A 12,175-nucleotide genomic window follows, 5' to 3' on the forward strand; every position below is an offset into this window, starting at 1 on the left:
ACGCGGCCCCGGACCGGGGCGATCCGGGGCGCGCGCGTGTGGCATGGTGAGCTCGCCCGAGCGGCCCGCGCCGCCCCTCCCCATCGGACCGTGTCGAGGAGTCCGCATGTCGCTGGCCGTGATCGCCGCGTTCGCCGCTGCGCTCGGGGTGCTCGTGGTCCCGGGGCTGCCGCTCGTGGTCGCCCTCCGGCCGCGTCCGCTCACCGGCGCCGCCCTGCTCGCCCCGGCCTCGCTCGTGGTCGTCGCCGTCTCGGCCGAGGGCTCCCATGCGCTGGGCTGGGCGTGGTCCCTCGTGACGCCCGTGGTCGTGGGCCTGATCGCCGGTGCGCTCGTCCTCGCGACGCGCAGGATCCCTGCGCGAGCGGGGCGGACGACGTCCCGAGGAGTGTCCTCGCGTGGCGCAGATGACGGGGACGGCCCGTCGGCCCCTTCCACCCCGCCGGCCCCGACGGACGGCTCGCCGCGCGCCCGGACTCTCGCCGGGCTGCTCGGGCTGCTGATCGGCGGCGCCGTGATCGCGGTGCGGGCGCTGCACGGCATGGGCGGCATCGACGCGATCAGCCAGACCTACGACAACATCTTCCATCTGGGCGGTGTGCGCGCGATCCTCGACGCCCACGACGCCTCCGCCGCGGTGGTCTCGACGCTCAACCTCCCCGAGGGGCGCAGCGGCTTCTACCCGGCGGGCTGGCACCAGCTGGCGAGCCTCGTGGTGATGACCTCCGGCCAGTCCCTCCCGCTCGCCTCGAACGCGCTGATGCTGCTGGTCGGGGCCGTGGTGTGGCCGATCGGGATCGTGGCCCTGGTCGCCGGGTGCACGCGCGTGGGCCCGGCCGGCCTGTGCGCGGCGGGCGCGCTCACGGGCGCGTCCTTCGCGTTCCCGCTCGCGCTCATGACCTGGGGCCTGCTGCTGCCGAACTTCCTGTCCACCGCGATGCTCCCGACGGTGGTGCTGGTGGCGGCGCAGGCGCTCGGCCTCGCCCCGCGCACCCGCGAGCACCTGCGCCCGCTGCAGCTGGTGATCGCGGCCCCGGTGGCGGCGTGCGCCGTGCTCTGGGCGCACCCGCAGGGCCTGCACGCCTCGCTGGTGCTGGTCGCGCCGATGGCGCTGTGGGCGACGGTCGGCGGGATCATCGCGTGGGTGCGCGGTCGGAGGCGGGTCGACGGGCGCGACCTCCGCCGGCGCTTCCCCCTGTTCGCCTGCGGCGCCTCGCTCGTGCTCATCGCCCTCATCCCGTTCGCCTGGACGCAGCTGCGCCCCTCGCGCCGGGCGTCGGCCTGGCCTGCGCACATGCACATCGAGGAGGCGCTCCGGGCGGGGCTGGGGATGTCCGGCGCGCACGTGCCGCCCGGGGTGCTGCCGGCCCTGCTCATGGGCCTCGCGATGCTCGTGGTGCTCGTGCTCTCCCGCTCGCGCTGGATGCTGCCGCCGCTGCTGGCGACCACCTTCCTGTTCGTGGCGGCGGCGGCCTTCGGCGACCGCGACATCCGCTACCTGCTCACCGGTCCCTGGTACATCGACAGCTATCGGCCGGCGGCCCTGATCCCGGTGCTCGGCATCCCTGTGCTGGCCGTCGCGATCGACGTGCTCGCCCGCGCGGCGGGCGTCGTGCTCGCCCGAGCGTCGGCGCGGACCGGTCGCCCCGGGCATCGTGCGCCCACCGCCGGGTCCCCCGCGTCGGCCGTCATGGTCGCGGTCTGCGTCCTGGGCCTCCTCGTCCCCGCCGTCCTCTCCTCCGCGTCGCAGCACGAGGACGCCCTGATGGCCCGCTACTGGAAGATCCCGCAGGTCGTCTCCGCCGACGAGCTCGCCGTGTTCGCGCAGGCCGATGCCCTGGTGCCGCCGCACGCGACGATCATCGCGGATCCCTGGGACGGCGGCTCGCTGCTGTGGGCGCTCGAGGACCGCCGCGTCCTCGCCCCGACGCCCGCCTCGGCCCTGAGCGAGGACGACCGCCTGCTGCTGCGGGGACTCGGCAGGATCGACAGCGACCCCGCGGTGTGCGACGCCGCCGCGCGGCAGGACGCCCGCTACGTCTTCACCTCCACGGAGGGTGCGCTCTGGCGCAAGCGCAGCCCGAACCGCGGTCCCGAGGACGCCGCGCGCAACGGCAGCGCGATCGAGCTGCACCGGGTGGGGAAGGCTGCGCTGTGGGAGCTGCGCCCGTGCCGCGGGTCCGACGGGCGGATGGAGCTCACCGGCGACGGCTGAGACCCGGATCGGCGGCCGACGGACCGCGCAGCCGCCCCGGGCGTGCGAGGCGGTGCTCGCCCCGGGGCGCCGTGCGCGCTGACGATAGGATCTGTGCGCTCGCCTCCGCATGCATGCGGCGACGGACGGGTGCGCTGACGAGCTGACGAAGGGGGACGGATGTCGGACGACGACGCGCGGTCGGCGCCGCGCGCCCACGGCCGTCGCCGCGGCACCCCTCGTGACGAGACGCCGCCGGCCGCCTCGGAGACCCCACGGGCCGACGGGCGACTCCCCGACCCGGCCGAGCGGGACGCGTCGCCGGACCCGAGCACCGCCGCCGCGCAGAGCGCGGCCACTCCCCCGCCCGCTCGCCGCCACGGCCGCCGCGCCCGACGTCTCGAGGAGCCGCCGCCCGATGCTCCCGCCTCGTCGGACGCCAAGACGCCCGCCGCCGCGTCCGAGGAGGGGCCCGCCGAGCGCACCCCCGCTCGCGCCGCCTATGCGCACGTCCATCCCGAATCCCTGGACGCCTGGCTCGAGCCCGGCGATGCTTCGACCGATCTCGGGTATCCCGTCGAGTTCGAGGGGACCGCGGACGACGGGGACGACAGGACCAGGGACGAAGCGACCGGGGACGACGGGGCCGGGCACATCGGGACCGAGCACGTCGGGATTGAGGCTCGGGCGACCGCCGAGGATGCAGCGCCAGCGGCGGACGACACCGCCGAGATCCCGCGCGCGGATCCGCGCCCCGCTGAGCCAGCCGAGCCCGCCGACGACGACGTCCACGATGCGTGGACCACGGTGCCCCGCGCCGAGCCGACCGCGCCCGACGCGCGACCGCTCCCCTCCCACGCCGATCTCGACCGCGCCACCCGCGGACGCACGCACCCGGCACCTGCGGCGCCCGCGGAACGCACAGCACCCGCCGCGCCCGCAGCTCCCCCGGAGTCACCGGCGCCTCGGCCCGTCGAGCCCGCTCCCACCGACCCGTCGGCCGATGCACCCGCCCCCGCCGCACTGCCGACCGAGACGCCAACCGCCCCGTCGACCGAGGCTCCGGCCTCTCTGCCGACCGAGGCTCCGGCCGCCCCGTCGACCGAAGCGCCTGCTGCTCCGTCGCCACGCCCCTCGGAGCCGGGCCTCTCGGTCCCGTTCCGGGTCGAGATCCACGGGCTGCGCGCGATCGCGATCCTGCTGGTCGCGGTCTACCACATCTGGTTCGGGCGGGTCTCCGGCGGCGTCGACGTCTTCCTGTTCATCTCGGCCTTCCTGCTCACGGGATCGTTCGCGCGGCGCCTCGAGTCGGGCCGTCCGCTCGCGGTGCCCCGCTACTGGCTGAAGACGTTCAAGCGCCTGCTGCCGCCCGCGGTCGTGACGATCCTGGGGTCGCTGGTCCTCGCGTTCACGGTGCTGCCGCCGACGATCTGGGCGACCGTGCAGCGTCAGGCGTGGGCGAGCGCCCTGTACGTGCAGAACTACGTGCTCGCGGCGGACAGCGTCGACTACTACGCGCACGACGCCGCGGCCGCCTCCCCGCTGCAGCACTTCTGGTCGATGTCGATCCAGGGGCAGATCTTCCTCCTCTGGCCGCTGCTGTTCGCGCTCGGCGCCGTGCTGATCCGCCGCCTGCCCGCGCTGCGCGCCCACCCGCGCTGGCTGATGGCAGGCATGTTCTCGCTGGTCATCGTGATCTCACTGGTGTGGTCGATCGTCTCCACGGCGTCGAACCAGACCTTCGCCTACTTCGACACCGCGGCCAGGCTGTGGGAGTTCGCGCTGGGCTCTCTGCTGGGGCTGATGCTGCCGCGGATCGACCGGGCGACGGGCGCGACGACCTCGAACGCTGCCCCACCGCGCTTCGCCGCGGCGCGCGCGGTGATCGGCTGGGTCGGTCTCGCGGCGCTGCTCTCGTGCGGGGCGCTGCTGGACGTGCAGGGCATGTTCCCCGGCTGGATCGCGATCTGGCCTCTCGCCGCGGCGGGCCTGGTGATCCTCGCCGGACGCTCGGGCCGTGCCTGGGGCGCCGACGCGTTCCTCTCGCTGCGCCCGGTCGCCTTCCTCGGGTCGATCGCCTACGCCCTCTACCTCGCGCATTGGCCGCTGCTCATCGGCTGGCTCGCCCTCACCGGGCAGGAGCGCGCCGGGGCGCTCGACGGCGCCGGGGTGCTCGCCGTGTCCCTGCTGATCGCGTGGCTGCTCACGCGTCTCGTCGACACCCCCATCCGCCGTTCGGCCTGGCTCGATGCGCGGCCGCGCAGGGCCCTCGCGGCGGTCGCGGTGAGCCTCGTCGTGGTGCTCGTCGGCTCCCAGGCCGTCTTCCCCGCCGTCGGCGAGCGATCGCTCACCGTCGCCCAGGGCTCGCAGGACGATGACGGCGCGAGCGACGGGGGCCCGGCCGCGCCCACCGTCCCGAACCCGGGCGCGCAGTGGACCGTGGACCCCATGACCGACGGGTTCGGCACCACCATCCCCTCGCCCGACGTCGTCACCGAGCCCTCCGAGCACACCTACGCCGAGGACTGCCAGAAGAAGCTGGACCTCCCGGGCACCGTCACCTGCCGATATACCCCCGCGCCCGACGGCGACCCCGACCTCACTGTCGCGCTCGCAGGCGACTCCCACGCCGGCCAGTACACGGGCGCGATCCTGCAGATCGCGAAGGAGAGGAACTGGGCGGTCTACTACATCGGCCACAGCGGCTGCACCTTCACCACCGACCCGGCCACCAACCAGTGCAAGGACGTCAACACCTCCTGGGAGACCCTCATCGACGGCGTCGACCCGGACGTGCTGATCACGATGGGCACCCGCACCTCCTTCGACGGCGGATCGGACTCCGAGGCCGACCGCAAGAACCTCGACAGCGCGCTCCCGCTGACCACCGAGCGGGGCATCCCCGTGCTCCTGCTGCGCGACAACCCGCGCTGGCCCAAGAAGGAAGAGTCCGGCAACCGCTTCGACTGTGCCTTCGACGTGCTGCGAGAGGGCGGCGACGCGGCGCAGGCCGACGCCGAGTGCGGCGACGACATGAGGAACCGGATGGATGCCGAGAACCCGTCGGCCCATCGGGCGAGCGACGATCCGTACGCGCCGATCCGCATCGCCGACCCCGCGACCGACGTGCTGTGCCCGAAGGGCCGCTGCTCGCCGATCATCGGTAACGTGTTCGTCTACCGCGACAGCTACCACCTGACCGACGCCTTCTCCCGCACCATGGACGACTGGTTCGAGAAGCAGATCGACGCGACGCTCGCGATGAAGGACCCCGACGCGGAGGCCCCGCAGACCGAGCCGTCCGACGCCGGCTGATCCGGGCCGACGAGACGGGACCGGGCCGACGAGACGAGTCGGGACGGGCAGGAGAGAATGGACGGGCCGAAGCCGCCGTCGCGCCCTCTGCCGCTGTGGAACGATGAGGCCATGACCTCCGCACCTGCCGAATCCGCCGTCCACCCCACCGACGAGGCCCGCGATTTCGCGACCGACCTGGGCTCCTTCGTCACCGCCTCCCCCTCCAGCTTCCACGCCGTGCGCGAAGCGGCCCGGCGCCTCGAGGCCGCGGGATTCACGGCGCTGGACGAGACGGAGCAGTGGGACGGGGACGCGGTGCGCGGGGACCGCTACGTGCTGCGCGACGGCTCGCTCATCGCCTGGTCCGCGCCCGCGGAGGCGTCAGAAGAGACTGCCTTCCGGATCGTCGGCTCGCACACCGACTCCCCCGCGCTCAAGGTGAAGCCCGACCCGCAGCTCGCCGCGGAGACGATCGCGCAGGTGGGCGTCGAGGTCTACGGCGGGGCGCTGCTGAACTCCTGGCTGGATCGCGAGCTGCGCCTGGCCGGGCGGCTGGTGCTGCGCGGCGGCCGCGAGGTGCTGGTCGCGACCGGTCCGCTGCTGCGGGTCCCGCAGCTCGCCGTGCACCTGGACCGCGGGGTGAACGCCGACGGCCTCACGCTGAACCCGCAGAAGCACATGCAGCCGATCCTGGGCCTGGGCGAGGTCGACGTGCTGGGCCTGCTCGCCGAGCGCGCGGGCGTGCAGCGCGCGGAGATCCTGGGGACCGACGTGGTCACCGCCGACGCGCAGGCGCCCGGCTTCTTCGGCGCCCACGAGGAGTTCCTGGCCTCGGGCCGCCTGGACAACCTCTCCTCCGTGCACGCCGAGGTCGAGGCGCTCGTGCGGCTCGCGGGCGGCGCGGGGACCGACGCCGACGCGGGAGCGGGCTCCGGCGCGGGAGCGGGCGCAGGGGCGGCCGAGGGCGAGCGCCCGATCGCCCTCATGGTCGCCAACGACCACGAGGAGGTGGGCTCGGCGTCCCGCTCGGGCGCCGCCGGGCCGTTCCTCGAGGACGTGCTGGTGCGCGTGCACGCGGCGCTCGACGGGGACGAGGCCTCGCGGCGCCGGGCGCTCGCGGGCTCGATGGTGCTCTCGGCCGACGCCGGCCACGCCGCCCACCCGAACTACCCCGAGCGCCACGACCCCGTGAACCGTCCGCGCCTGGGCGCCGGGCCGATCCTCAAGATCAACGCCAACCAGCGCTATGCGACCGACGCCGTGGGCACCGCGGCGCTCACCGAGGCCTGCGAGCGCGCGGGCGTGCCCCTGCAGGCGTTCGTCTCGAACAACGCGATGCCCTGCGGATCCACCATCGGCCCGATCACCGCGACCCGACTGGGCATGACCACGATCGACGTGGGCATCACCCTGCTCTCGATGCACTCGGCCCGCGAGATGTGCGCCGTCGCCGATCCGCTGCACCTCTCGCGGGCGTGCGAGGAGTTCCTGCGGGGCTGACGGGCTGCGAGCCCGCTGGTGGGCCGCACCCCCGGCCAGTACCAGCGGGCGCTCGAGGAGCTGCGCAGCTCGCCACGATGAGAGCGCTGACGCGGTGATAAGGTCGTCACCGCACTTATCTATAGACCCGAAATCAACTCCTCGCACCGGGGCGTCCCGCCGCCGGAGCGAGGATTCCGGGTCGCCTGTCAGCGCCGACGGAAGGGCCTCCCCCCATGACCTCTCAGAACACCCCGATCCGCGCCGGCGTCGTCGGCATCGGCTGGGCCGGCCAGCAGCACATGGCCGCCTACGACGCCGCGCCCGGCGTCGAGCTGGTCGCGATCGCAGGTATGGAGGACGACGTCCGCGCCGAGCTCTCCGAGCGCTACGGGATCGAGGCGACCTACCGCGACTGGGAGTCGATGGTCGCCCGCGGCGATCTCGACGTGGTCAGCGTCGCCGTCCCCACCTTCCTGCACGCGCCGATCGCGATCGGTGCGCTGCGCGCGGGCGCCCACGTGCTCAGCGAGAAGCCCATCGCCCGGACCGGCGAGGAGGGCCAGGCCATGGTCGACGCCGCCCGAGAGGCCGGCCGGGTGCTCGAAGTCGTCTTCAACCACCGTCGACGCGGGGACATCGAGGCGATCGCGGCGGCCGTCGAGGACGGCACCGTCGGCCGTCCGTACCACGCGCGCGCCATGTGGCTGCGCCGCGCCGGGATCCCCGCGCTGGGCAGCTGGTTCACGAACGCGGAGATGTCCGGCGGCGGCCCTCTCGTGGACCTCGGCGTGCACGTGCTCGACTGGACCCTGCACATCATGGGCGAGCCGCGCGTCACCGCCGTCTCCGCCGTCACCCACGCCGAGCTGGGCCCGCGGGGCCTGGGCGGCGCCGTCGGCGGGGCGAAGTCCGGCGCCGACTCCGCCTACGAGGTCGAGGACCTCGCGAGCGCGCTGCTGCGTCTCGAGGGCGGCGGCTCGATCATGCTCGAGACCAGCTGGGCGACCCACCGCGCCACTCCCGACGAGTTCGGCATCACCCTCTACGGCACCGACGGCGGCGCCGACCTGAAGGTCGAGGGCTACGCGCCCTCGGGCGAGCTCACGCTCTTCACCGGCGACGGCGAGGACGCGATCGACACCCCGATCACCGCGCCCGAGGGCCGCGGGCACGGCGCCGTGGTCGAGCGCTTCCTCGAGCATGTGCGCGACGAGGCGTCCTGGTCGCAGCACGACGGCGGCGTGGGCCTCAGCCGCGCCCGCATCGTCGACGCCTGCTACGCCTCGGCGCGCCAGGGCCGCGAGGTCCGCCTCGACGAGAACGGGGAGATCCTGGGCGACTGATCCAGGAACCGGGGCTGATCAGCCCGCATGCTCCGAGCGCAGCAGGAGGAGCGACTGCAGCCAGGAGTGATGCGTGCTGGTCAGCGCCACGATCCCGTCGACGATGACCACGAGGCCGCCCAGGGTCAGCAGCCCCGAGAAGATCAGCAGCAGGATCCGTCGGCGCGGGCCGAAGAAGTTCTCGAGGGCGCGCAGCACCCGGGTGTGCAGGCCGAACTGGGAGAGCACGGTGACGGTGACCAGCGGCAGCTGGTATATCAGGTTCCAGGCGATCAGCAGCACGATCTCCTCGAGCAGGCTGTGGGTCTGCATCGCCAGGCCCACCGCGATCGTGAAGGTCGGGTCGGCGAACGTGGTCAGCGAGAGCAGCAGGCCGCCGACGGCGAGCGAGCCCACCTGGTCGATCGTGTGGTGGTCCTTCGGCGGGCGCGGGCGCAGGGCGCTGCGGCACTGGTAGGCGGCGAAGCCGAGCAGCGCGCACCCGACGACCAGCTGGATGACCGAGACCCGCGTGCCGGAGTCGAGGACCGGCGCGAGCCAGTGGCCGACGAAGGCGAGGATCGGCTTCAGCACGAGGGTCACCGCGAGCACTGCGACCGCGTATCCGCCCAGGAAGTACAGCAGGTGGAGCGGGCGCATCCCGCGCGCGAGGAAGGTGGCGGCGATGACGCCGCCCAGCACGTCCATGGTGACGACGGCGAGGCCGAAGAAGGTCAGCAGGCCCGCGAGCGTCATGCCGCCGAGAGTACAGGCGCCGCGTGGCACGATGGATCCGCCGAGGGGACGAGCATCGGGGCCGACGATCGGACCCGGGTCGGACTCGGGTCGGACCCCCGTCGAGTCCCCCGGCCGATGGGAGGCGCACGATGACGCAGTTCGCGAAGGGCGACCACGTGCAGTGGAACTCGGAGGCCGGCATGGTCTCCGGCGTGATCACCGACGTCCACGAGGAGGACGTCGAGTTCAAGGGACGCACGCGGCACTGCAGCCCCGAGGATCCCCAGTACGAGATCCGCAGCGACAAGACCGATCACGTCGCAATGCACAAGGGCAGGGCTCTGACGAAGATCGAGTGACCCGGCGGGGCGCCGGTGACGGCGGGGCGGTGAAGACGGCGGTCCGACGGGGCCGCGCGGTGCGGCTCCGCCCCTGCTCGTGGAATCTTCCGCAGCCCCCGCGGCGCCTGCCGGCTCAGACGTTGTGGGTCGGGTGCATGTTGTGCTCGAGGCGCACGGGCTCGCGCAGGCCCAGGATCGCCTCGGTCATGCGCACGGCGTCCACCGTCTCGGGGACGTCGTGCATGCGCACGATCCGCGCGCCCTTGAGGATGCACACCGTCATCGCGGCGAGCGAGCCCGCGAGGCGCTCCCCCTGCGGCCGGTCGATCGACTCGCCGATGAAGTCCTTGTTGGAGACCGCGACCAGCAGGGGCAGCCCGATCTGCGTGAGCTCCTCGAGCCGGCGCGTGATCTCCAGGGAGTGGAGCGTGTTCTTGTCGAGGTCGTGCCCGGGGTCGACGATGATCCGGTCGCGAGGGACCCCTGCCGCCTCGGCGCGCGCGACCTGGTCCAGCAGCGCGTGGCGGACCTCGTCGACCACGTCCTCGTAGTGCGCGGCGGGCTTCTCCTCGCGGGGCCTGCCGGCGCTGTGGCAGAGGATCACGTGCGCGCCGCCCTCGGCGACGACGCGCGCCATCTCCGGGTCGGTCAGGCCGCTGGTGTCGTTGATGACCGCGGCGCCCGCCGCGAGGGCCGCTCGGGCGACGGCGGCGCGGTTCGTGTCGACCGAGACGATCACCCGAGGATGGGCGGCGGTGAGCCGCTCGATCACCGGGACCACGCGCTCGATCTCCTCCTCGACGGAGACCGCGGGGCCGCGCCCGAAGGGCACCCCGCCGATGTCGACCCAGTCGGCGCCGCGCTCGACGGCGCGCACGGCGCTGGCGACCGCCTGGTCGAGGACGAAGGTGCGGCCCTTGTCGTAGAAGGAGTCCGGGGTCCGGTTCACGACGGCCATCACGGCCACGCGATGCGTGAGATCCAGGGCGCTCATCCCGCGGTGCTCGGGCTCCATCCGACGTCCTCTCTCCCCGACGGCTTCCCGCCGCCCGCGCTGGTGGCATCCGCACTGGTGGCGCATGCTCGGCACGACTCTACGGGGCGATCCCGACAGCACGGGGCACGGCGATCACAGGGCACCCGGAGCGCGGTCTCCGGCGAGGGCGTGCACTTCGCGTAGCAGGAGGTCGGGTCACGTGCATATATGAGGGTCACCCGACCTCCTTCTACGCGAAGTGTCCGGGGGTGCTCGGTACTCTCGACGGATGCAGCTGCTGATCGACCTCGACAACACGCTCATCGACCGCGACGGCGGCTTCGCGCGCTGGGCGGAGGGCTTCGTCGAGGAGCTGGGCGGGGAGCGCGAGGATCTGGACTGGCTGCTCACCGCCGATGCCCACGGCTACGCTCCCCGCCGCGTGCTCGCCGACGGACTGCGCGAGAGGCTGAGCCTGAGCACCGACCCGGAGGAGCTCGTGGTGCAGCTGATGCGCGGCCAGCTCCCCTACATCGAGCCCTACCCCGGAGTGGTCTCGCAGCTACAGCGCCTGCGCGGGGCCGGCATCCCGACCGTGGTGGTCACCAACGGACGCACCGAGCAGCAGTCCCGCAAGCTCGACCTCACGGGGATCGGCAACCTCGTCGACCACGTCGTGATCTCCGAATCGGTCGGGGTCAAGAAGCCGACGGCCGCCATCTTCGAGGCGGCGCTCGAGCGTCTCGGGTCGGCTGCGGAGCCCGGAGCGGTGTGGATGGTCGGCGATCATCCCGAGGCCGACATCGCCGGCGGCCGCGCCGCGGGGTTCTCGACCGGCTGGGTGCGCCACGGCAGGTCGTGGGATGAGCAGGGACGGGACTGGCGGCCCACCGTGCAGGCGGAGACCACCCGCGAGGTGCTCCAGCTCATCGCGGACGACGCGAGCGGGTTCAGAGTCGCATCGCCAGCAGGAGAGTGAGGCCGTGAGGGGAACGTGCGGTGACGGTGCCCGTGTCCTCGAATCCGAGCTTCGCCAGCACGCGCAGCGAGGAGACGTTCCAGTCCCATACCGTCGCGCGCAGGCGATCATGGCCTGCGCGCCGCGCCCAGCGGACGACCTCCCCTGCCGCCTCGGTCGCGTATCCATTGCCCTGGGTCGAGCGAAGGAGCTCGTAAGCGATCTGCGGTCCCTCGGCGTCGTCCTCCTCGATGAGGCCGCAGTACCCGATGGCGTCGCCCTCGCGGCGCCTCTCCACCGTGAGCAGCCCCAGCGCCTCGTGCGTCGGTGAGCCACCTGCTCCCAGCACGGCGTTCGCCGAGCGCGAGAGGTCCGCGGTGATCTCGGCGAGCGTCGGGCGCCCCTGGGCGTCGATCCTGCGATGCGCGGGCACCCGCGCATCCCGCTCGGTCCAGAGCGTGCGGTGCACGCGGGCGTCCTCAGGGCGGACGGGCCGAAGCAGCAGGCGCGGTGTCCCGAGCATCTCCGACTCCTCCGCGGCCCCCACCGTCCCCGGCCTCAGCCCTTCTCGCCGACGCTCTCGATGAGGCGCCACACCTCCGCCTTCGCCTCCTCGGCGCGGGCGGTGCGCGGATCGTCCTCGGTGAGCTCGCGGCGGCAGTCCTTCACGAGCTCCTCGACCTGCAGGGCGGCGTCCTCGGCGCGGCCCTCGCGGGCGCAGGCGATCGCGAGGGCGGCGCGCACGTCGATGACGGCGTCGTCGAAGGCGTTCGGGGCGTCGGGGCCGGTGAGCATGGCCGCGAGGCGCGGGTAGAGCTCGGCCGTGGTGGGACTCGGCGTGGTCATCGGGTCCTCCGGTTCAGGGGATGC

General features: G+C 73.5%; 10 protein-coding genes. 6 read left to right on the forward strand and 4 right to left on the reverse strand.

The window, feature by feature from the left end; translation table 11 throughout:
• Nucleotides 1–106 precede the first annotated feature (106 nt).
• The 4 genes from Bra3105_RS07705 (at nucleotide 107) to Bra3105_RS07720 (ending at nucleotide 8,313) form a co-directional block, all read left to right on the forward strand.
• On the forward strand, nucleotides 107–2,212 hold the full coding sequence (locus tag Bra3105_RS07705) for a DUF6541 family protein (protein ID WP_228359298.1): 2,106 nt from the start codon (nucleotides 107–109) through the stop codon (nucleotides 2,210–2,212).
• A 159-nt stretch (nucleotides 2,213–2,371) separates the two neighbouring features.
• Entirely contained in the window at nucleotides 2,372–5,506 is a 3,135-nt protein-coding gene (locus tag Bra3105_RS07710; RefSeq protein WP_228359299.1) for an SGNH hydrolase domain-containing protein, read from the forward strand.
• 111 nt (nucleotides 5,507–5,617) lie between these two features.
• Nucleotides 5,618–6,988: a M18 family aminopeptidase gene (locus tag Bra3105_RS07715; RefSeq protein WP_228359300.1), complete on the forward strand. Its 1,371-nt coding sequence runs from the start codon at nucleotides 5,618–5,620 to the stop codon at nucleotides 6,986–6,988.
• Between the two features lie 215 nt (nucleotides 6,989–7,203).
• The gene (locus tag Bra3105_RS07720) at nucleotides 7,204–8,313 is read left to right on the forward strand and encodes a Gfo/Idh/MocA family protein (RefSeq protein WP_228359301.1); all 1,110 of its coding nucleotides are present in this window, start codon (nucleotides 7,204–7,206) and stop codon (nucleotides 8,311–8,313) included.
• Nucleotides 8,314–8,331: 18 nt separating this feature from the next.
• On the opposite strand, the gene Bra3105_RS07725 is transcribed toward Bra3105_RS07720, so the two are convergent.
• Nucleotides 8,332–9,048 carry a hypothetical protein gene (locus Bra3105_RS07725; protein ID WP_228359302.1) on the reverse strand — a complete coding sequence of 239 codons (717 nt, stop codon included), beginning with the start codon at nucleotides 9,046–9,048 and terminating at the stop codon, nucleotides 8,332–8,334.
• Between the two features lie 131 nt (nucleotides 9,049–9,179).
• Between Bra3105_RS07725 and Bra3105_RS07730 the strand changes: the two genes are divergently transcribed.
• Nucleotides 9,180–9,389, forward strand: a complete 210-nt coding sequence (locus Bra3105_RS07730) for a hypervirulence associated TUDOR domain-containing protein (protein WP_228359303.1) — start codon at nucleotides 9,180–9,182, stop codon at nucleotides 9,387–9,389.
• A gap of 115 nt (nucleotides 9,390–9,504) precedes the next feature.
• Here the strand turns inward: Bra3105_RS07730 and folP are convergent, their stop codons facing one another.
• A complete protein-coding gene (folP, locus tag Bra3105_RS07735) occupies nucleotides 9,505–10,386 on the reverse strand; it encodes a dihydropteroate synthase (protein WP_228359304.1) in 882 nt (293 codons plus the stop codon).
• Between the two features lie 250 nt (nucleotides 10,387–10,636).
• Here folP and Bra3105_RS07740 point away from each other — a divergent pair, with 250 nt between their 5' ends.
• A complete protein-coding gene (locus Bra3105_RS07740) occupies nucleotides 10,637–11,326 on the forward strand; it encodes an HAD family hydrolase (RefSeq protein ID WP_228359305.1) in 690 nt (229 codons plus the stop codon).
• Here the strand turns inward: Bra3105_RS07740 and Bra3105_RS07745 are convergent.
• Together Bra3105_RS07745 and Bra3105_RS07750 are read right to left on the reverse strand one after the other, a co-directional pair.
• Complete coding sequence (locus Bra3105_RS07745; protein WP_228359306.1) at nucleotides 11,298–11,828, reverse strand: GNAT family N-acetyltransferase; 531 nt, start codon at nucleotides 11,826–11,828, stop codon at nucleotides 11,298–11,300. The two genes, Bra3105_RS07740 and Bra3105_RS07745, sit on opposite strands and share 29 nt — an antisense overlap.
• A gap of 35 nt (nucleotides 11,829–11,863) precedes the next feature.
• On the reverse strand, nucleotides 11,864–12,151 hold the full coding sequence (locus Bra3105_RS07750; protein WP_228359307.1) for a hypothetical protein: 288 nt from the start codon (nucleotides 12,149–12,151) through the stop codon (nucleotides 11,864–11,866).
• Between the last annotated feature and the right edge of the window lie 24 nt (nucleotides 12,152–12,175).

The sequence above is a fragment of the Brachybacterium halotolerans subsp. kimchii genome (assembly GCF_020792675.1).
Taxonomy (GTDB): Bacteria; Actinomycetota; Actinomycetes; order Actinomycetales; family Dermabacteraceae; genus Brachybacterium; species Brachybacterium halotolerans.

Bases quoted from the DNA above. Each gene is read 5' to 3' on its own strand.
- Bra3105_RS07750 (WP_228359307.1), bottom strand. From the start codon at position 12,151: ATGACCACGCCGAGTCCCACCACGGCCGAGCTCTACCCGCGCCTCGCG.
- Bra3105_RS07730 (WP_228359303.1), top strand. From the start codon at position 9,180: ATGACGCAGTTCGCGAAGGGCGACCACGTGCAGTGGAACTCGGAGGCC.
- Bra3105_RS07705 (WP_228359298.1), top strand. From the start codon at position 107: ATGTCGCTGGCCGTGATCGCCGCGTTCGCCGCTGCGCTCGGGGTGCTC.
- Bra3105_RS07715 (WP_228359300.1), top strand. From the start codon at position 5,618: ATGACCTCCGCACCTGCCGAATCCGCCGTCCACCCCACCGACGAGGCC.
- Bra3105_RS07740 (WP_228359305.1), top strand. From the start codon at position 10,637: ATGCAGCTGCTGATCGACCTCGACAACACGCTCATCGACCGCGACGGC.
- folP (WP_228359304.1), bottom strand. From the start codon at position 10,386: ATGGAGCCCGAGCACCGCGGGATGAGCGCCCTGGATCTCACGCATCGC.
- Bra3105_RS07725 (WP_228359302.1), bottom strand. From the start codon at position 9,048: ATGACGCTCGCGGGCCTGCTGACCTTCTTCGGCCTCGCCGTCGTCACC.
- Bra3105_RS07710 (WP_228359299.1), top strand. From the start codon at position 2,372: ATGTCGGACGACGACGCGCGGTCGGCGCCGCGCGCCCACGGCCGTCGC.
- Bra3105_RS07720 (WP_228359301.1), top strand. From the start codon at position 7,204: ATGACCTCTCAGAACACCCCGATCCGCGCCGGCGTCGTCGGCATCGGC.
- Bra3105_RS07745 (WP_228359306.1), bottom strand. From the start codon at position 11,828: ATGCTCGGGACACCGCGCCTGCTGCTTCGGCCCGTCCGCCCTGAGGAC.